This is a genomic window from Methylosinus sp. C49, from assembly GCF_009936375.1.
GTDB lineage: Bacteria > Pseudomonadota > Alphaproteobacteria > Rhizobiales > Beijerinckiaceae > Methylosinus.
Genome location: NZ_AP022332.1, coordinates 3,799,437 through 3,816,929 on the forward strand (window position 1 = coordinate 3,799,437; position 17,493 = coordinate 3,816,929).

Consider the following 17,493-nt stretch of genomic DNA (forward strand, 5'->3'; position numbering starts at 1 on the left):
ACGGGATGACGGACGGAGCTGCCGTCCTGTCCGCTCAAAGCGGCCGGCGGGCCGGCGAGGGATCGCTGTCCAGCCGCGCGAAGAGGAGATGGTCGCGCCATTGGCCGTTGATGTTGAGATAGGCCCGCGCGAAGCCCTCCTGATGGAAGCCGTTGCGCTCCAGCAGCCGGATGGAGGCGGCGTTGGACGGCAGGCACGCGGCCTCGACGCGATGCAGGCGCTGACGGCTGAAGGCGTAATCCAGCGCGGCGCGCACGGCGCGGGACATATAGCCCTTGCCGGCATAGGGCTCGCCCATCCAATAGCCGAGCGTCGCCGCCTGGGACACGCCGCGCCGCACATGGCCGAGCGTCAGGCCGCCGACGAGAACATCGTCCGCCTCGCGGAAAACGAAGAAAGAATAGGCCTCGTCGCGCGCCATCTCCTCGGCGTGGCGGCGCACGCGATAGCGAAAGCTCCCGCGGGTGAGATCGTCGGAGGGCCAGGTCGGCTCCCAGGGCGTCAGAAAGGCGCGGCTTCGCTCGCGCAGAGACGCCCAGGCGACGAAATCCCGCATCTCCGAGCTACGCAGATAGACGCCATCGCCGCGCAGCGGCAGATCGCGATAGGCGGGAACGAGGCCGAAAAGCGCCATGACAGCCCTCTCAGACCGTGGCGCGCGCTGCGCGGGCGCGCTCGGAAATAAAGGCCGCGACCTTGCCCGCATCATTGTCGAGCACGGTGAAGCGCTCACGCGCGTCCAGAATATGCGCGAGATGCTCGGGCAGCGGCGGGCGCTTGCCGATGGCGCGCTCCACCGCATCCGGGAATTTCGCCGGATGGGCGGTGGCGAGCGAGACGATCGGCGTCGCGGGGTCGATCGCGAGGCGTTTTCTCGCCGCATGAACGCCGGTGGCGGCGTGCGGATCGAGAATATAGCCGGTCTCGCGATAGGTGCGGGCGATCTCTTCCGTCGTGTCGGCCTCATAGGCCGCGCTGGCCTCGAATTCGGCGCGGATCGCTTCGAGCGGCGCGGGGGCGACGGTAAAGCCCTTGGACTGATCCAGCGCGCCCATCAGCCCGCGAATCTGCGCGGCGTCGCGGCCATAGACGTCGAACAGCAGACGCTCGAAATTGGACGAGATCTGAATATCCATCGACGGCGATTGCGTCGGCGTCACGCCGCGCAGCTCATAGCGCCCGCTGGCCAGCGTGCGCGCGAGAATATCGTTGGAATTCGTGCCGATGACGAGCTTGCCGATTGGCAGGCCCATGCGCTTTGCCACATAGCCCGCCAGCACATCGCCGAAATTGCCGGTGGGGACCGCGAAGCTCACCTCGCGATGCGGCGCGCCGAGCGCGACGGCGCTCGTGAAATAATAGGCCGTCTGCGCGACGACGCGCGCCCAATTGATGGAATTGACGCCGGCGAGGCCGACGCTCTCGCGGAAGCGCGCGTCGCGGAACAGCGATTTCAGAATCGATTGCGCATCGTCGAAGGAGCCGCGCAGCGCAATGGTGTGGATGTTGGCAGCCTCGACCGTCGTCATCTGCCGGCGCTGCACGTCCGAGACGCGCTCATGCGGATAGAGGATGAAGACATCGACGCGATCGAGCCCGGCGAAGGCCTCGATCGCCGCCGCGCCCGTGTCGCCCGAGGTGGCGCCGACGATGGTCGCGCGCAGATTGCGGCGGGCGAGGACGGCGTCCATCATCCGTCCGAGCAATTGCATGGCGACGTCCTTGAACGCCAGCGTCGGGCCATGGAACAGCTCGAGGACGAAGAGATTGTCGGCGATCTGCGTCAGCGGCGCGATGGCGCTGTGCCGGAAGCTCGAATAGGCGCTCTGCGTCAGCGCGCGCAGCTCGGCGCCGTCGAAGGCCTCGCCGAGGAAAGGCGCGATGATTCGCGCGCTGGCTTCCGCATAGGGAAGACCGGCGAGAGAAGCGATATCGCCGCGCGCCAGTCCCGGATAGGAGACGGGCGCATAGAGCCCGCCGTCGGAGGCGAGGCCGGCGAGGAGAACGTCTTCGAAGGCGAGCTCTGGAGCTTCGCCGCGTGTGGAAATGTAGCGCACGGCGTCTCTTCTACCCGCGAAGCCGGCGCCGGCAAAGTCCGAAGGCGCCGAAATCGTCGTGAGTTTCGGCGCCGCCCGAGAATGAGCGGCCGCGTCAGCGCTGCTTCAGCCGGCCGAATGCGTAGAAGGCGAAGCCTCCGGCGACCGCCGCCGACAGCGAGAACCAGGTGATGGCGTAGGAGAGATGATTATTGGAAAGCTCGATATTGTGATCATAGACGCGCGGCAGACCGGGCGTCGGCGCCGCCGGATCGAGCTCGAGCAGAAAGGGCGCCGCGTCGGCGATTTTCAGATAGGCGGCGAGCGCCCGCGCGTCGCCGGTGTAGAACAGCCCCTCCTGCGGCGAATCGGCCGGCGTGAAGAGATTGCGCGCCTGCGGCCCGCGCAGCAGGCCGGTGAGCGTCACGGGACCGGAGGGCTCTCGCTTGCGCGTCTCGTCGCCGCGCTGCGATAGCGGCAGAAAGCCGCGATCGACCAGGATCGCGCCGCCCCCATCGAGCAGCAGAGGCGCGATCACCCGATAGCCCGGCTCCACCCCCGCGCCGGAGGGCGGCGGCGAGAAGATCAGCGCCTCGCGCGAAAGATCGAAATGGCCGGACGCTCGGACATGGGTGAAATCATAGTCCTGCGGCGCGAGAGCGTCCCATTGCGCGCGCGGCGGCGGCGCGACCGGAGCGGCCGTCGCGCGCGTCTCCACGCGCTCGATCAACGCCTCTTTCCAGGCGAGGCGACGCAGCTGCCAGACGCCGAGCCCGGCGAGCAGCGCCGCCATGAAGAGCGAAAAGATCGCCGGCCCGAGAAGGGCGCGCGCTTCAGCTCTCATCGGCGCGCTGCCCCTCCTCCGCCTTGTTGAAATATTGCAGGGCGATCAGCAGGCTCTTGGCCGGCCGCAGCAGGCCGGCGCAGACGATGATCGTCAGCGGCAGGAAGATCAGCCCATGGACCCAATAGGGCGGCGCATAGGCGACCTCGACATAGAGCGCCGCGCCGACGACGATGAATCCAGCGATGGTCATCACGAACACGGCCGGCCCGTCGCCCGAATCGGCGAAGGCGAGATCGAGACCGCAGACCTCGCAGCTCGGCGCGAGCGTGAGGAAGCCGCGAAACAAATGTCCTTTGCCGCAACGCGGGCAGCGGCCGAGCAGGCCGGCGACATAAGGATTGACGGTGGGGCGTTCGTCCGCGGCCATGATGTTCCTATCCCTTTTGCGAGGGCGAGAGATCGACGAAACGAAAGAAGCGCCGACGAGACCCCGCCGGCGCTTCTCTCAAAAGAAGCCGAAATGGGCTCGTCCCATCACTCCATATGGCCGCCCCAGTTGCCCCAGACATAGATGGAGGCGAACAGGAACAGCCAGACGACGTCGACGAAATGCCAATACCATGCGGCGAACTCGAAGCCGAGATGCTGCTCCGGCTTGAACTGGCCGGCGAGCGCGCGCGCGAGGCAGACGATGAGGAAGATGGAGCCGACGATCACATGGAAGCCGTGAAAGCCGGTCGCCATGAAGAAGCTCGCGCCATAGATGGAGCCTTTGAAGGCGAAGGGCGCATGGGCGTATTCATAGGCCTGGACGCATGTGAAGATCAGGCCGAGCGCGATAGTGGCGATGAGGCCCTTCTTCAGCGCGTCGCGATTGTTGTGCAGCAGGCCGTGATGCGCATAGGTGAGCGTCGCGCCGGAGGTGAGCAGGATCACCGTGTTCAGCAGCGGCAGATGCCAGGGATTGAGCACCTCGATCCCATGCGGCGGCCACACGCCCTGGAACAACTCGGTGCGGGCGAACTGCTGCGGATCGGCCGGGAAGATCGCCGAATTGAAGAAGGCCCAGAACCAGGCGACGAAGAACATCACCTCGGACAGGATGAAGAGGATGACGCCATAGCGGTGATGCAGTTGCACGACCGCGGTGTGATGGCCCTCATGCTCGGCCTCGCGGATGATGTCGCTCCACCAGGACCACATGGTGAAGAGAATGCCGGCGAATCCGGCGCTGAACAGCAGCGGGCCGCCGATCTTCACGCCCAGCAGCGGCAGGCCTTTCATCCAATAGATGGCGCCGATCGCGGTGAACAGCGCGGCGAGCGAGCCGACGAGCGGCCACGGGCTCGGATCGACGAGATGATAATCGTGATTTGGTTTCGCGTGTCCGTCCGACATATCAGTATCCTCGAGATTTCGCCGGCCGGGCCGGTCTCGTTCACTAAGGCTCCATTCGCTCGGATGGTTCGCCCCGCCGCGGACGCCCCCCCCGTCGCATTCTTTTTACGTCACGTCTTCGGCTTTACGCCGCTCGCCGCCTCCTTGGGCTTTGCGTCCCTGGGCTTTTTGGAGGCGAAGAAGGAATAGGAGAGCGTGATCTCCTCGACATGGGCCATCGTCTCATCGGCCTCGAGCGCCGGATCGAGGAAGAACACCACCGGCCATTCGGCGCTCTCATGCGGCGCGAGCTTCTGCTCGGAGAAGCAGAAGCAGGCGAGCTTGTCGAAATAGGCGCCGGCCTGATCCGGGCTGACATTGTAGGCGGCGACGCCGCTCGTCTCCTGATCGGAGAGATTGACGACCTTGTAATAGATTGTCGCGGTCTCGCCGGTGCGCACCACGATGCGGGGCGTCTCCGGCTCGAAGCGCCAGGGCAGATCGCGCGCGACATTGGCGTCGAAGCGCACGCCGATGCTGCGCTCGCCGGGCTTGGCCGGCGCGAGCTTGGCGACCTGCGTCGTGCCGCCGAAGCCGGTGGCCGAGCAGAAGGCGCGATAGAGCGGGACCGAGGCGAAGGACAGAATCAGCATCGCCACGGAGCCGCCGATCAGCAGCGCGGCGCCCCTGCCGGCATGGCCTTTCTGTTTGCGATCCGCGCCCATCACCACCTCACCCGGCCCGCGGCACGACGTTGCCGCCGAGCTTCACTATGGTGACGAAATAGAAGAGCGCCACGAACAGGGCGACGGCGACGCCGATCGCAATGTTGCGGGCGCGTCGGCTCTTCGCCTGCTCCGGCGTGAGGACGACGCCCTCTCGCCGCTCAGTGTCCTCGTGTCGGCCGATCGTCATGCGTTCCTCCGCTCAAGCGAGCCAGGACGAGAGGGCGACAAGCCTCTCGATCACCAGAACCATGAACAACAGCGTCAAATAGACGATGGAGAAGAAGAAGAGGCGCATCGCCGCGCGGCGCGCCTTGTCGCCGTCGCGGCGCAGATAGACCTCGATGGCGCAGCCGAGCAGCGTCGCGCCGAGCAGCAGCGAGACGGCGCCATAGACCGGCGAGGCGAAGCCGAGCAGATAGGGCGCGACGCCGATGGGCGCGAGAAGGACGGAATAGACGAGAATCTCGAGGCGGGTGCGCGTCTCGCCATGCACATTGGGCAGCATGGGGATGCCGGCGGCGCCATATTCCTCGCGCTTGACCAGGGCCAGCGCCCAGAAATGCGGCGGCGTCCACATGAAGATGATGCCGAAGAGAATGACGCTGGAGAGATCGACGGCGCCGGTCGCCGCGGCGAAGCCGACGACGGGCGGCAGCGCGCCGGCCGCGCCGCCAATGACGATGTTCATCGGCGTCGAGCGCTTCAGCCACATCGTATAGACGACGACATAGAAGAAGATGGTGAAGGCGAGCAGCGCCGCGGCCAGCCAATTGGCGACCAGGCCGAGCGTGAACACCGCCATTATGGAGAGGAAGAGGCCGAAAGCGAGCGCCTCCTCGCGCCCGAGACGGCCAGCCGGTATCGGACGGCGGCGCGTGCGCGTCATCAGCCGGTCGATATCGGCGTCGTACCACATGTTGAGAGCGCCGGACGCCCCCGCGCCGACGGCGATGGCCAGCAGCGAGGCGAAGGCGATGAAAGGATGCGGCGCGACGGGGGCCAGCAGAATGCCGGCGAGCGCCGTGAACACCACGAGCGACATCACGCGCGGCTTCAGCAGAGCGAAATAATCGCCCGGGGCGGCGACAGGCGCGCGCGGGGCCGAAGCTTCGTCGAGGATGAAGGAGGCGTCGCTCATGCTCTCACTCTATTTATCGGCGATCGTTCTCGATTTATCGGCGATCGTTCTCGTTCTCGATCTTTCGACGATCGTCGTCTCTCGTCCGAGGGTCTCGCGGGGCGCTCGTCCCGGGAGAAGAGCCGGATCGCTCCGGCCGCGGCGCGCGCCGCGGCCGGAGGAATTGCCTCAGTGGTGGCCCGAGCCGGTGATGCGCGGCAGGGTCTCGAACTGATGGAAGGGCGGCGGCGAAGGCAGCGTCCACTCGAGCGTCGTCGCGCCCACGCCCCACGGATTGGCGCCCGCCTCACGCTTGCGCAGGAAGGCCTCCGCGACCGTGTAGAAGAAGAGCAGGACGCTGACCGCGGCGATGGCGGCGCCGACCGACGACCAATAGTTCCACAGCGCGAACGCGTCGGGATAGTCGATGTAGCGGCGCGGCATGCCGGCGAGGCCGAGGAAGTGCTGCGGGAAGAAGACGAGGTTGATGCCGGCGAAGAGCAGCAGGAAATGCGCCTTCGACAGTGTCTCGTTGTACATGTAGCCCGTCATCTTCGGGAACCAGTAGTAGAAGCCCGCGAAGACTCCGAACACCGCGCCGAGCGACATTGTGTAGTGGAAGTGGGCGACCACGTAATAGGTCTCATGCAGCTGACGGTCGGCCGAGGCGTTCGCCAGCACGACGCCGGTGACGCCGCCGAGGGTGAACACGAAGATGAAGCCGATCGCCCACCACATGGGCGCGCGGAAGGAGATCGAGCCGCCCCACATGGTCGCGATCCAGGAGAAGATCTTGATGCCGGTCGGCACCGCGATGACCATTGTGGCGAAGACGAAATAGCGCTGCGCATTGAGCGACAGGCCGACCGTATACATGTGGTGCGCCCACACGATGCAGCCGAGGAAGCCGATCGACACCATGGCGTAGGCCATGCCGAGATAGCCGAACACGGGCTTGCGCGAGAAGGTGGAGACGATGTGGCTGATGATGCCGAAAGCCGGCAGGATCAGAACATAGACTTCCGGATGGCCGAAGAACCAGAACAGATGCTGGAACAGGATCGGATCGCCGCCGCCCGCCGGATCATAGAAGGTGGTGCCGAAGTTGCGGTCCGTCAGCAGCATGGTGATCGCGCCGGCGAGCACGGGCAGGGTCAGCACCAGCAGGAAGGCCGTCACCAGCATGCCCCAGGCGAAGAGCGGCATCTTGTGCAGCGTCATGCCCGGCGCGCGCATGTTGAAGATGGTGGTGATGAAGTTGATCGAGCCGAGGATCGACGAGGCGCCGGCCAGATGCAGCGACAGGATCACATAATCCATCGCCGGCCCCGGATGACCCGTGTTGGACGACAGCGGCGGATAGAACACCCAGCCGCCGCCGAAGCCGAGCGAGCCGGGCGCGCCCTCCGCGAAGGTCGACAGCACCACCAGCACCAGCGCCACGGCGAGCAGCCAGAAGGAGATGTTGTTGAGGCGCGGGAAGGCCATGTCCGGCGCGCCGATCATGATCGGCACGAACCAATTGGCGAAGCCGCCCATCAGCGCCGGCATGACGAAGAAGAAGATCATCAGCACGCCGTGAGCGGTGATGAAGACGTTATAGAGATTCTTGGCGGCGTCGACATTGGTCGGATCGGTTCCGTGCAGCAGCGCGGAAATGCCCGGAAACACCGAGATGCCAGGATGCGCGAGCTCGGCGCGAATGGCCATGGACATCAGGAAGCCGATGAGGCCGCCGACGACGGCGAGGATCAAATACAGCGTGCCGATGTCTTTATGGTTGGTCGAGAAGAGAAAGCGGCGCAGGCCGGTAGGGTGGTCGTGGTGGGCCCCCGCCTCGGTCGAGATGGCGTCCATGGTCGTGATCCTCGAGAATGCTTGGCTTTTTTGTTCGGTTGGGCGATGCGAGAAGGTCAGCGCGCGGCGCTCTCGTCGGCGACGCGCACGCGCCCGACGTCGGCTTGGGCGAACTTCTTCTTCGCCTCGACCAGCCATTCGGCGTATTTCTCCTTGGAGACGACGCGGATGGCGGCCGGCATGAACGCATGATCCTTGCCGCAGATCTTCGAGCACTGGCCGTAGTAGACGCCTTCCTTCTCGGCCTTGAACCAAGTCTCGTTCAGGCGGCCGGGCACCGCGTCGATGCGAACGGTGAAAGCCGGAATCGTATAGGAGTGGATCACGTCGGAGGCGATCACCTGCAGCTTCACGACCTCGCCGACCGGCACCACCGCCTCATTGTCGACCGAGAGCAGGCGGACATCGCCATTCTCGGGCTTCAGATCGGCGTCGGTCTTCATGAACTGGTCGAAGGAGAAGCCGCCGCCCTGATCCTCGGGATAGGCGTAGGACCAGTACCATTGATTGCCAGTGACCTTGATCGTCACCTTCGGCTCGGGAATCTCGACCTGATGCGCCAGCAGGCGGAAGGACGGGATGGCGATGAACACCAGGATCAGCACCGGGACCAGCGTCCAGGCGACCTCGAGGCCTGTATGATGGGTGAGCTTGGAGGGAACCGGATTGGCGTTCTCGTTGAAGCGCCAGCAGACGTAGATGAGAAGGCCGAGAACGAAGAGACCGATGAAGCTGATAATGGGAAGCAGAATGACATTATAGAAAAACTGCGTCTCGGCGCCGACTTCCGTCACCGTCGTCGGAAGGCCGAGACCTCCCGGAGTGGGCTGCCCGATCACCTCGGCGGATGCGACGCCCGCGAGAAAGAGCAGGGAGGATACGGCGCCGGCCATCAAGGCCGCGCGGCGGAGTGTGGGTCGTCTGCCGATGAGCATGAAGATCGCCTCTCGGACCTCAGGAACAAGGTCGTTATGATTTTGTTATCCGGTAGCTTTAGATCGGCCCGAACCCGCCACAAATCCGGCCCGTCAGGTATTCCCAACGCGGGTTCAACCACAAACAGCGGCGCCGCGCAATCGCTGCGGCGCCACAGTCTGCCTGACAAAAAGTCGCGCCACCCGCGACTGCGCAAAATTGCGGCGTCGGCGCCCCGCGGCTTGACAGCGGGCGGCCATTTGCTACGCAGGACGGGAGCTTCGAGATTATTCGTAACGCCCCGTTTTGGCCCAGCTTCGATCCTAAGGGCCATAGGAATCCGCATCGAAGAAAAGATGGAGCGAAAATGAGGCCGCACGCCGCCGTTCTCCGGCTCGCGAGGTTGCGACATGTGGTCGCGGGGCTGTTTTTCGCAGTCGCAGCATGGTCTATGGCCTCGCCCGCCGCGGCGCAGGGGGCCGTCAAATCGAAATATGGCGATTGGGAGATTCGCTGCGAGACGCCGGCCGGCGCCGCCGCCGAGCAATGCGCGCTGATTCAGAGCGTCGCCGCGGAAGACAAGGCCAATGTCAATCTCGTCGTCGTGGTGCTGAAGACCAGCGACGGCAAGAGCCGGCTGCTGCGCGTCATCGCGCCGCTGAATGTCTTGCTGATCAAGGGCCTCGGCCTCACCATCGACAAAACGCGCATCGGCGACACCGGCTTCGTGCGCTGCCTGCCGTCGGGCTGTGTCGCCGACGTGGTGATGGACGACGCGCTCGTCGACCAGCTCAAGAACGGCAAGACGGCCACTTTCGTCATCTATCTGACGCCGGACGAAGGCGTCGGCCTGCCCTTGTCGCTCGCCGGCTTCAAGGAGGGATTCGCCAAATTGCCGTGATGGCGGTAATGGCGTTTCGAGAAGCGGATGAGAGGGTGAGAGGGCCGATGGACAAGAGACGGATGAAGGGACGCTTTTTCGCGATTCTCTCGATTTCCGCCGCGGCGGCCGCGCTGGCGGCGAGCGGCGCGAGCGCCTTCGACTTTCCCAATCCGCTTTCTGTCTTCGGCGGCGGCGAGAAAGAGCCGCAGAAATCCGATCGCCCCGTGCAGGCCGCGCCCGGCGCGGCGGTCGACTGCCCGGAGATTCTCGTCGACACCGGCGCGGCGACGCTGCGCGTTCCGCCGGGAGCGGATAATTCCTCGGTGCGCTATCAGCTCTCGCTGTCGCATCTCGCGCGCGAATGCACCGTGTCGGGCGATCAGATTCTCATAAAGGTGGGCGTGGAGGGCGCGGCCGTGCTCGGCCCCAATGGCCAGCCCGGCTCTTTCTCCGGCGCCCTGAAGATCGCCGCGCGCCGGCAGAAGGACGAATCGATCCTCGCCTCCAAGACCTATCACGTCTCGGCGAGCGTTCCCGTCGGCGCCGCGCGCGGTGAGTTCCGCGTGATCTCGGAGCCTTTGGCGGTCCCCTATCTCGGCGCGCAGGCGGCCGATGATTACGAGATTCTCGTCGGCTTCGAAGGCGGCGCGGCCGACAAATCCGCCCCGGCGCAAAAGCGCCGCAAGCGCCACGCCCGCGCTACAGAAGCTTCCCCGGATTGAGAATTCCCTTCGGGTCGAGCGTGGATTTGATCGCGCGCATCAGCTCGAGGGCCACCGGGTCCTTCACTCTGCGCAGCAGATCGCGCTTCAGCACGCCGATGCCATGCTCGGCGGAAACCGAGCCCGCATATTTCGTCACCAGCCCGTGGACGACCTCGTTGATCTCCTCGCGGCGGGCGAGGAAGGCGGCGCGATCGGCGCCCTCGGGCTGCGAGATATTATAGTGAATATTGCCGTCGCCCATATGGCCGAAGGGCGTCGGCCGCGCGCCCGGCGCATGGGCGGTGACGCGCGCGCTCGCCTCCTCGAGAAAGGCAGGAATCGACTCGAGCGGCACGGAGACGTCATGCTTGATCGAGGCGCCCTCGGGCTTTTGCGCCTCTGGCAGAGTCTCGCGCAGCTTCCATAGGCCGGCGCGCTGCTCCAGCGTCGCGGCGAGGGCGGCGTCCTCGGCTATGCCCTGCTCCATCGCCTCGCCGAGCAATTCGGTCAGCAGATCCTCCACGCCGCTCTCGGCGGGCGAGGCCAGCTCCATCAGCACATACCAGCCATGCGCGCCGGCGAGCGGATCGCGCACGCCGGCGATATGGCGCGTCGTGAATTCGACGCCGATGCGCGGAATCAGCTCGAAGGCGACCAGCGCCGAGCCGGCGCGCGCCTTGGCGAGTGTCAGCAGCCTCAGCGCTGCATGCGGATCGGCGAGGCCGACGAAAGCGGTGGCGCGCGAGCGCGGCAGGGGAAACAGCTTCAGCGTCGCGGCGGTGATGATTCCGAGCGTCCCCTCCGAGCCGATGAACAAATGGGCGAGGTCATAGCCGGTATTGTCCTTGCGCAGCTTGGACAGGCCGGACAGCAGCCTTCCATCGGCGAGCGCCACCTCGAGCCCGAGCGCGAGATCGCGCGTCGCGCCATAGGCGATCACATGCACGCCGCCGGCGTTGGTGGCGAGATTGCCGCCGATGGTGCAGCTGCCTTCGGCGCCGAGCGAGAGCGGGAAATAGCGGCCGGCGGCTTCCGCTGCGGCCTGGACATTGGCGAGAATGACGCCGGCTTCGACCGTCATCGTGTCGGAAGCGGGATCGACCTCGCGAATCTTATCGAGCTTTTGCAACGACAGCACGATTTGCGCGCCGCTGTCGTCGGGCGTCTGGCCGCCGACGAGGCCCGTGTTGCCGCCCTGCGGAACGACGCCGACGCCGGCCTCATTGCAGAGGGCGAGAACGGAAGCGACCTCGCGGGCGCTTCGCGGCTTGACGATGCAAGGAGCCCGGCCAAAAAAGGCGTCGCGCGGCTCGCGGAGATAGGCGGCCATATCGCCGGGATCGACGATGACGCCGCCACTTCCCACGATCGCGCTCAGGCGATCGAGCAGCCCCGTGTCATCGCGTCCTATTTCGACGGCGGTCAGCGAAGATTGCCTCGATTGTGGGAGACCCTTCGACGAAGGTCACCAGTGGCGACGACGACGATGCGCTTCATCGGTGCGGCGGACCCGCACATAAGCGGCGGCGGCGACAGGAAGTCCGCCGAGGACGATACTGCACAATGTTGCGGCGAGAAGCGCATTCATGTGACCATCTCCTTCCAGATTCGAGCCTGGCCCCCCGAGGAGCCGGCTCCCCACGCTGGACATGGACGCAAATCCTATGCCCAACTCGACAGGGCTGGCAAGACAAATTCCCCGCCCGGCCCCGAAACACTTTCTGAAAACCATCCGTTGTCACATGAAATGCATCGATTGAATGTAGGATTTGCGCGCCATTCCACCATAGGCAGGCGCCCGAAAAATTGCGCGCCGCCGACGCTCGCGTCAGCGCGACAATAGCCTCCGGCGCGGCGCCGCCTCGGCCGCGCGCTCGAAGAGAGCGACGAGCTCGAGATGCGGCGAATGCCGAAATTGGTCGATCGGCGTGATGAATTTTGCGGCATATCCGCCTTTGCTCAGAACGGCGGCATCACGGGCGAAGCTCTGCGGATCGCAGGAGACGGCGACGATGCGGCGCGCGGCGGAGGCCGCCAGCGCCTCTGCCTGCGCCAGCGCGCCGGCGCGTGGCGGATCGAAAACGACCGCGTCGAAACGGCTCAGCTCCTGAGGGTCGAGCGGGCGGCGGAAGAGATCGCGCGCCTGGGCGATGATCGGCCGCAGTCCCCGCGCCGTGCGGGCGGCGCGGTCCAGCGCCTCCACCGCGGCCACATCCGAATCGATCGCCGTCACTTGCGCCTGCGCCGCGAGCCGCAGCGCGAAAGCGCCGACGCCGCAGAAGAGATCGGCCACGCGCTTGGCCTTCTCGCCGACGCCCTGCGCGACGAGGCGGGCGATGGCCGCCTCGCCCTCCGCCGTCGCCTGCAGAAAGGCGCCCGGGGGCGGAAGGACTTGCGTCTTGCCGATCATCACGCCGGGCGGAAGGCGCAGCGTCACCAGCCGCCCATGATTGGCGAGACGGGCGAGATCGAGGGTCTCGGCGAGCTCCAGCAGCGCCAGAGTCTCGCGCTCCTCCAGCTCGCCGGCGCCGCGAATGTCGATATCGAGGCCGCCGGTCGCCGCGGTCACGGCGAGATCGAGCGGCTTGCCGCGACCGGCGAGCGCTTGCGCCAGAGCGCGCGCCGCGGCGGGCGCGCCGGCGAGACGCGGCTCGAGCAAGGGGCAGGCGTCGATCTCGACGAGATCATGCGAGCGCGCGCGCATGAAGCCGACGCGCGCCACGCCCTTCTCATAACGCGCGTGGAAGGTCACACGCCGACGCCCGGCGCCATGGGCGTCGATCAGCGGCTCGACCGGCCAGTCGAGTCCGGCGTTGCGCAGCGCCGTCTCGGCGAGGCTGCGCTTCCATTGCGCATAGGCGGGCGCGGCCAAGGTCTGCACGGCGCAGCCGCCGCATACGCCGTAATGCGAGCAAAAGGCCTCGATGCGATCCGGCGAGGGCTCGAGAATATCCACGACGCGGGCGCGCTCGCCCTTCACCTCCGCGAGAACCGTCTCGCCCGGCAGAGCGAATGCCGCGAAGACCAGCCCCTCCTCCGTGCGGGCGACGCCCTCGCCCTTATGGCCGAGACGTTCGATGACCAGTCTTTGCAACATCAGGCCCGCCGCGCATGGAGGAGAAATTCGCGATTGCCGTCGCCGCCCTCTATCGGCGAGGCGATGACGCCGAGCACATGCCAGGCCAAAGCCTCGACCTCCGTGGTAATACGCGCGCAGACTTCGGCGTGGATGGCCTCGTCGCGCACGACGCCCTTCTTGCCCGCCCTGCGGCCGGCCTCGAATTGCGGCTTGACCAGAGCCAGGAGGCTGGCGCCCTCGGCCGCGAGCGGCAGCACCGGCGGCAGCACCAGCGCCAGCGAGATGAAGCTGGCGTCGATCACGATCAGCGACGGCGGCTCGGCCAGATGCTCCCGCGTCAGAGCGCGCGCGTCCAGGCCTTCCAGCGAGGCGACGCGCGCGTCGCGCCGCAGCCGCTCGTGCAATTGGTCGTGGCCGACGTCCACCGCGACGACATGGCGGGCCCCGGCGCGCAGCAGCGCGTCGGTGAAGCCGCCGGTCGAGGCGCCGACATCGAGGCAATAGCGGTCCTGCGCATCGACGGCGAAAGCCATGAGCGCATGGGCGAGCTTGACGCCCCCGCGCGAGACATAAGGATGCGGAGCCTGGGCGACGATCTTTGCGCCGGGCGCGATGAGCTGCGACGGCTTGGCGATTCTGCGGCCGTCGATCTCGACGAGACCCGCGAGGATCGCCTCCTGCGCCTTGGCGCGGCTCTCGAAAAAGCCGCGCTCGCATAAAGCCACATCGGCGCGGAGCGGCCCCTGCGCGCTCACCATCTCAGCAATCGCGCGCCGAGCGCCGCTCCGGCGAGAGTGACGAGGCCGATGGCCAGCGAATACCAGACGGCGACGAAAAGCGGGCTGTCATCCATGCAATGGGCGGCGTAGAAGCTCGCCGCCAGCGCGCCGGCGACGAGGCCGGCGACCGCCCCGGCCAACGCCGGCCGGCTGGGCGCGCCGCGCCGCAGCGCCAGCATGAGGATGGCGAGCGGCCCGGTCGCGATCAGCGGAATGAGCAGGACGCAGGCGCGGGCGTTGTGGCCGACGAGCCGCGCGCCCCAGCTGTCCGCGGGCGCGGCGATGAGCTCGAGGCCGACCGCGACGATGAGCGCGAGCAGCGCCAGAAAAGGCGCAAAACGCCAACAGCCGGGCTCGGCGCCCGGCGTGGCGAGCCGGCGCAGCAGGCCGGCTCCGGCGGCGAGCAGGCTGAGCGTCACCACGAATTTGGCGAGAAAGCGCAGCGTATGCACGGCCTCGCCGAAATCGGCTCTCACGCCGAGCAAGCCGAGGAGCGCGGCCCCGGCGACGATGGCGGCGGCGACGAGCGCGCCGGCGAAAATCTGCGCGAAGCGAAAGCGCGAGGGCGAATGATCCGCGACGAGCGCGCCGATCAGCTCTTCCGTTCTCATTTCTCGCCCCTCCGATAGAGCGCAGCCAGAGCCTTGATCGCGCGATGGAGAGCGACGCGCACGGCGCCCTCGCTCATTCGATAGCGCTCGGCCGCCTCTTTCACCGAATGACCGTCGATCGAAAGGAAGCGCACCAGATCGCGCTGACGCTCGCCGAGCTCGCCGAGCAGACGATCGACATCCTGCCGATCGACGCCATCGTCCGCCGACTCGGGCGCCGCGAGATCGAAGGCGTCGTCGATCGGCAGCGGCGATTTCGCGCCGCGGCGACGGCGCGCGTCGATCAGCTTGTTGCGCGCTATGGTCATGATCCAAGGCGAGATCGGCCGGTCCATATCCCAAGTGTCGCGCTTCAAATGAACGGCCAGCAGCGTCTCCTGCACGATATCCTCGGCCTCGCCGACATCGAGGCCGAGACGCGCGCAATCGCGCCGCGCGACGCCGCGCAGCGTCGGCGTCAGCGACAGCAGCAGCCTCTGATAGGCGCCCGAATCGCCCGCTATGGCGGCGCGCATCAGCACGGCCCATTCCTCCTCGGCGTCTCGCGCTCCCAAATGCCCACCTTGCCATTCGTGAAAAAGCGCTCTCTCGTTACGTCATGCGCGGGGGATGCGTCGAGAGGCGCGTATTCGGTTCCCGGATTTTGGTTTTTCCATTCCCGGATTTTCATGGCGCGTCACAAAAACGCCGGACTATTCGCGCCTTCTTAACGAAAGAATCGCAAATCTATCGACGCGCCGCGCGACAGCGGCCTCGCCCGCCGCGGGCGCAGTCGGATTGGAGCTTCCCCTTGCGTAGGTTTTCGAAGTCCGTCTTTTCGTTGAGCGTTCTCGCTCTCGCCGGCGCCGGGGCGTCGGCGGCGATCGCCGCCGGCGACGCCTATGACGGCCAGGCCGAATGGGCGCAGCGCTATGACGCCGACCCGAGATTGACCGTCTCTCGCTCGACGACGCCCATCCTCTCCACACAGACCGTCGCCGCGACGGAAGCGGCCATGGCGCAGCTGCAGGAGATCGTCGCGCGCGGCGGCTGGCCCATGGTGCCGGCCGGCCAGCAGCTGCGGCTCGGCTCCAACGGCCCCGCCGTCTCGGCGCTGCGCCGTCGTCTCATCGTCTCGGGCGACATCGGCGCCGAGGCCGGCGTGAGCCCCGTCTTCGACTCTTATGTGGAAGCCGCGGTGCGCCGCTTCCAGGCGCGCCACGGCGTCAACGCCACGGGCGTCGTCTCGACGCAGACCTTCGCCGCGCTCAATGTCTCCGCCGAGCTGCGCCTGCGCCAGCTCGAGACCAATCTCGTGCGCCTGCGCAGCTTCTCGCGCGATCTCGGCAATCGCTATGTGACGGCCAACATCCCCGCCGCCACTGTGGAGACGGTGGAGAACGGCGCCGTCGTCACCCATCACACGGCCGGCGTCGGCAAGATCGACCGCCAGTCGCCGGTGATGCAGACCAAGGCGATCCAGGTCAATTTCAACCCGTTCTGGACCGTGCCCGCCTCCGTCATCCGCAAGGATCTGATCCCCAAGATGCAGGCGGACTCCAATTATCTCTCGGACAATCACATCCGCGTCTACAATAAGGAGGGCGTCGAGCTCTCCCCGCAGCAGATCAACTGGAACTCGCTCGAGGCGCTGAACTACAAGTTCCGCCAGGACACGGGCGGCGATTTCAACTCGCTCGGCGTGGTGCGCATCGACATCGCCAATCCTTACGGCGTCTATATGCACGACACGCCGGCCAAGGGCATTTTCGGCGACGACTTCCGCTTCGTCTCCTCCGGCTGCATCCGCCTGCAGAATGTGCGCGACTATGTCGCTTGGCTGCTGAAGGAGACGCCCGGCTGGGACCGCGACCATATCGACGAGGCGATCCGCTCCGGCGAGCGCATCGACGTGAAGATATCCCCCGCCGTGCCGGTCTATTGGGTCTATGTCACCGCCTGGGCGACGCCCGACGGGGTGATGCAGTTCCGCGAGGATATTTATCAGCGCGACGGCCTCGGCCTCACTGCCTCCATCCCGCAGCACTCGGCCCCCGCCCCGACGCCCGTGGCGTCCCGGCAGGCCTCGCGCTCGCCGCAGATGCTGCCGGTGTTCGGCGAGGAAGAGAACTGAGCGAATGCGTTGGGAGCAGGCGCTCACGATCCTGCTCCTGCTCGCATTCTATCTCATACCCTTCGCTTCGGTGCTCGCGACGCGCGGATGGCGCTCGCTCGCCGCCGTGTCGATCCTCTGGCTCGCAGTCATCGCGTTTTTGGCGCGGCCGCTCTTCAACCATCCGAGCGAACCCGGCTGCGGGCTCGGCGTGCTGATCTCGATATGGGTCGCGACCCTGGTCGCCGCAGGCTTCGCCACGAGCTTCGTCGGCCGCGTCCTGCTGTTGCGATATTCGACGATGACGCGCGCGCGAGTGGCGACGATGGTCGTCGCGCTCGGTCTCGCGGGGTTCGCCGGCGTCGCTTGGTTGAACCGAGGCTTCTTCAGCTGAATCTCGCGGCGGGCGAACGCCAAAAGGGGGCGCCCTCACCCTCCCCTTTAGGGGGAGGGTCGGCCGGCGATAGCCGGACGGGGTGGGGTTCCTCGGCAAAGACTCGGGGCGTCACCCCCTCCCGATCGCCTTCG

The 17,493-nt window shown here is 66.5% G+C and carries 20 protein-coding genes; 4 read left to right on the plus strand and 16 right to left on the minus strand.

Annotated features, from left to right (window positions below; genetic code table 11):
• Positions 1-34: 34 nt before the first annotated feature.
• From GYH34_RS17900 to coxB, 10 genes are all read right to left on the minus strand, one after another.
• Positions 35-634, minus strand: a complete 600-nt coding sequence (locus tag GYH34_RS17900) for a GNAT family protein (RefSeq protein WP_026600176.1) — start codon at positions 632-634, stop codon at positions 35-37.
• Positions 635-644: 10 nt separating this feature from the next.
• Complete coding sequence (gene thrC, locus GYH34_RS17905) at positions 645-2,057, minus strand: threonine synthase (protein ID WP_161914737.1); 1,413 nt, start codon at positions 2,055-2,057, stop codon at positions 645-647.
• A 94-nt stretch (positions 2,058-2,151) separates the two neighbouring features.
• Positions 2,152-2,880, minus strand: a complete 729-nt coding sequence (locus tag GYH34_RS17910; RefSeq protein WP_161914738.1) for an SURF1 family protein — start codon at positions 2,878-2,880, stop codon at positions 2,152-2,154.
• Positions 2,870-3,250: a DUF983 domain-containing protein gene (locus GYH34_RS17915; protein WP_161914739.1), complete on the minus strand. Its 381-nt coding sequence runs from the start codon at positions 3,248-3,250 to the stop codon at positions 2,870-2,872. The genes GYH34_RS17910 and GYH34_RS17915 overlap by 11 nt, the downstream gene beginning before the upstream one ends.
• Before the next feature lie 107 nt (positions 3,251-3,357).
• A complete protein-coding gene (locus GYH34_RS17920) occupies positions 3,358-4,221 on the minus strand; it encodes a cytochrome c oxidase subunit 3 (RefSeq protein ID WP_161914740.1) in 864 nt (287 codons plus the stop codon).
• Positions 4,222-4,331: 110 nt separating this feature from the next.
• Positions 4,332-4,925 carry a cytochrome c oxidase assembly protein gene (locus GYH34_RS17925; RefSeq protein WP_161914741.1) on the minus strand — a complete coding sequence of 198 codons (594 nt, stop codon included), beginning with the start codon at positions 4,923-4,925 and terminating at the stop codon, positions 4,332-4,334.
• A gap of 7 nt (positions 4,926-4,932) precedes the next feature.
• Positions 4,933-5,115, minus strand: a complete 183-nt coding sequence (locus GYH34_RS17930; RefSeq protein ID WP_018266732.1) for a hypothetical protein — start codon at positions 5,113-5,115, stop codon at positions 4,933-4,935.
• A 12-nt stretch (positions 5,116-5,127) separates the two neighbouring features.
• Entirely contained in the window at positions 5,128-6,066 is a 939-nt protein-coding gene (locus GYH34_RS17935) for a heme o synthase (RefSeq protein ID WP_161914742.1), read from the minus strand.
• Positions 6,067-6,234: 168 nt separating this feature from the next.
• Positions 6,235-7,902, minus strand: a complete 1,668-nt coding sequence (ctaD, locus tag GYH34_RS17940; RefSeq protein WP_161914743.1) for a cytochrome c oxidase subunit I — start codon at positions 7,900-7,902, stop codon at positions 6,235-6,237.
• Positions 7,903-7,958: 56 nt separating this feature from the next.
• A complete protein-coding gene (coxB, locus tag GYH34_RS17945; protein ID WP_161914744.1) occupies positions 7,959-8,837 on the minus strand; it encodes a cytochrome c oxidase subunit II in 879 nt (292 codons plus the stop codon).
• Positions 8,838-9,268: 431 nt separating this feature from the next.
• Here coxB and GYH34_RS17950 point away from each other — a divergent pair, with 431 nt between their 5' ends.
• Both GYH34_RS17950 and GYH34_RS17955 read left to right on the plus strand, forming a co-directional pair.
• Positions 9,269-9,718, plus strand: a complete 450-nt coding sequence (locus GYH34_RS17950; protein ID WP_244635196.1) for an invasion associated locus B family protein — start codon at positions 9,269-9,271, stop codon at positions 9,716-9,718.
• Between the two features lie 47 nt (positions 9,719-9,765).
• Positions 9,766-10,422: a hypothetical protein gene (locus GYH34_RS17955; protein WP_161914745.1), complete on the plus strand. Its 657-nt coding sequence runs from the start codon at positions 9,766-9,768 to the stop codon at positions 10,420-10,422.
• On the opposite strand, the gene GYH34_RS17960 is transcribed toward GYH34_RS17955, so the two are convergent.
• The 6 genes from GYH34_RS17960 to GYH34_RS17980 all read right to left on the minus strand — a co-directional run bounded on the left by GYH34_RS17960 (position 10,400) and on the right by GYH34_RS17980 (position 15,427).
• Positions 10,400-11,734, minus strand: a complete 1,335-nt coding sequence (locus tag GYH34_RS17960; protein ID WP_244635378.1) for an FAD-binding oxidoreductase — start codon at positions 11,732-11,734, stop codon at positions 10,400-10,402. The two genes, GYH34_RS17955 and GYH34_RS17960, sit on opposite strands and share 23 nt — an antisense overlap.
• 135 nt (positions 11,735-11,869) lie before the next feature.
• A complete protein-coding gene (locus tag GYH34_RS22190) occupies positions 11,870-11,992 on the minus strand; it encodes a hypothetical protein (RefSeq protein WP_256367021.1) in 123 nt (40 codons plus the stop codon).
• 240 nt (positions 11,993-12,232) lie between these two features.
• Positions 12,233-13,501: a methyltransferase gene (locus GYH34_RS17965; protein ID WP_174242425.1), complete on the minus strand. Its 1,269-nt coding sequence runs from the start codon at positions 13,499-13,501 to the stop codon at positions 12,233-12,235.
• Positions 13,501-14,241 (minus strand): TlyA family RNA methyltransferase, encoded by a 741-nt coding sequence (locus GYH34_RS17970; RefSeq protein ID WP_161914747.1) that lies wholly within the window; start codon positions 14,239-14,241, stop codon positions 13,501-13,503. The genes GYH34_RS17965 and GYH34_RS17970 overlap by 1 nt, the downstream gene beginning before the upstream one ends.
• Positions 14,235-14,873 carry an NrsF family protein gene (locus tag GYH34_RS17975; protein WP_161914748.1) on the minus strand — a complete coding sequence of 213 codons (639 nt, stop codon included), beginning with the start codon at positions 14,871-14,873 and terminating at the stop codon, positions 14,235-14,237. The genes GYH34_RS17970 and GYH34_RS17975 overlap by 7 nt, the downstream gene beginning before the upstream one ends.
• Positions 14,870-15,427 (minus strand): sigma-70 family RNA polymerase sigma factor, encoded by a 558-nt coding sequence (locus GYH34_RS17980; protein WP_161914749.1) that lies wholly within the window; start codon positions 15,425-15,427, stop codon positions 14,870-14,872. The genes GYH34_RS17975 and GYH34_RS17980 overlap by 4 nt, the downstream gene beginning before the upstream one ends.
• A 308-nt stretch (positions 15,428-15,735) precedes the next feature.
• On the opposite strand from GYH34_RS17980, the gene GYH34_RS17985 reads away from it, so the two are divergent.
• On the plus strand, positions 15,736-16,986 hold the full coding sequence (locus GYH34_RS17985) for a L,D-transpeptidase family protein (protein WP_244635379.1): 1,251 nt from the start codon (positions 15,736-15,738) through the stop codon (positions 16,984-16,986).
• Between the two features lie 4 nt (positions 16,987-16,990).
• Positions 16,991-17,359 carry a hypothetical protein gene (locus GYH34_RS17990; protein WP_161914750.1) on the plus strand — a complete coding sequence of 123 codons (369 nt, stop codon included), beginning with the start codon at positions 16,991-16,993 and terminating at the stop codon, positions 17,357-17,359.
• The last annotated feature ends 134 nt before the right edge of the window (positions 17,360-17,493 follow it).

Coding starts and splice junctions, on each gene's coding strand:
- GYH34_RS17955 (WP_161914745.1), top strand. CDS start 9,766: ATGGACAAGAGACGGATGAAGGGACGCTTTTTCGCGATTCTCTCGATT.
- GYH34_RS17920 (WP_161914740.1), bottom strand. CDS start 4,221: ATGTCGGACGGACACGCGAAACCAAATCACGATTATCATCTCGTCGAT.
- GYH34_RS17900 (WP_026600176.1), bottom strand. CDS start 634: ATGGCGCTTTTCGGCCTCGTTCCCGCCTATCGCGATCTGCCGCTGCGC.
- GYH34_RS17990 (WP_161914750.1), top strand. CDS start 16,991: ATGCGTTGGGAGCAGGCGCTCACGATCCTGCTCCTGCTCGCATTCTAT.
- GYH34_RS17930 (WP_018266732.1), bottom strand. CDS start 5,115: ATGACGATCGGCCGACACGAGGACACTGAGCGGCGAGAGGGCGTCGTC.
- GYH34_RS17935 (WP_161914742.1), bottom strand. CDS start 6,066: ATGAGCGACGCCTCCTTCATCCTCGACGAAGCTTCGGCCCCGCGCGCG.
- GYH34_RS17965 (WP_174242425.1), bottom strand. CDS start 13,501: ATGTTGCAAAGACTGGTCATCGAACGTCTCGGCCATAAGGGCGAGGGC.
- ctaD (WP_161914743.1), bottom strand. CDS start 7,902: ATGGACGCCATCTCGACCGAGGCGGGGGCCCACCACGACCACCCTACC.
- GYH34_RS17915 (WP_161914739.1), bottom strand. CDS start 3,250: ATGGCCGCGGACGAACGCCCCACCGTCAATCCTTATGTCGCCGGCCTG.
- GYH34_RS17960 (WP_244635378.1), bottom strand. CDS start 11,734: ATGGCCGCCTATCTCCGCGAGCCGCGCGACGCCTTTTTTGGCCGGGCT.
- GYH34_RS17970 (WP_161914747.1), bottom strand. CDS start 14,241: ATGGTGAGCGCGCAGGGGCCGCTCCGCGCCGATGTGGCTTTATGCGAG.
- GYH34_RS17975 (WP_161914748.1), bottom strand. CDS start 14,873: ATGAGAACGGAAGAGCTGATCGGCGCGCTCGTCGCGGATCATTCGCCC.
- coxB (WP_161914744.1), bottom strand. CDS start 8,837: ATGCTCATCGGCAGACGACCCACACTCCGCCGCGCGGCCTTGATGGCC.
- GYH34_RS17950 (WP_244635196.1), top strand. CDS start 9,269: ATGGCCTCGCCCGCCGCGGCGCAGGGGGCCGTCAAATCGAAATATGGC.
- GYH34_RS22190 (WP_256367021.1), bottom strand. CDS start 11,992: ATGAATGCGCTTCTCGCCGCAACATTGTGCAGTATCGTCCTCGGCGGA.
- GYH34_RS17910 (WP_161914738.1), bottom strand. CDS start 2,880: ATGAGAGCTGAAGCGCGCGCCCTTCTCGGGCCGGCGATCTTTTCGCTC.
- GYH34_RS17925 (WP_161914741.1), bottom strand. CDS start 4,925: ATGGGCGCGGATCGCAAACAGAAAGGCCATGCCGGCAGGGGCGCCGCG.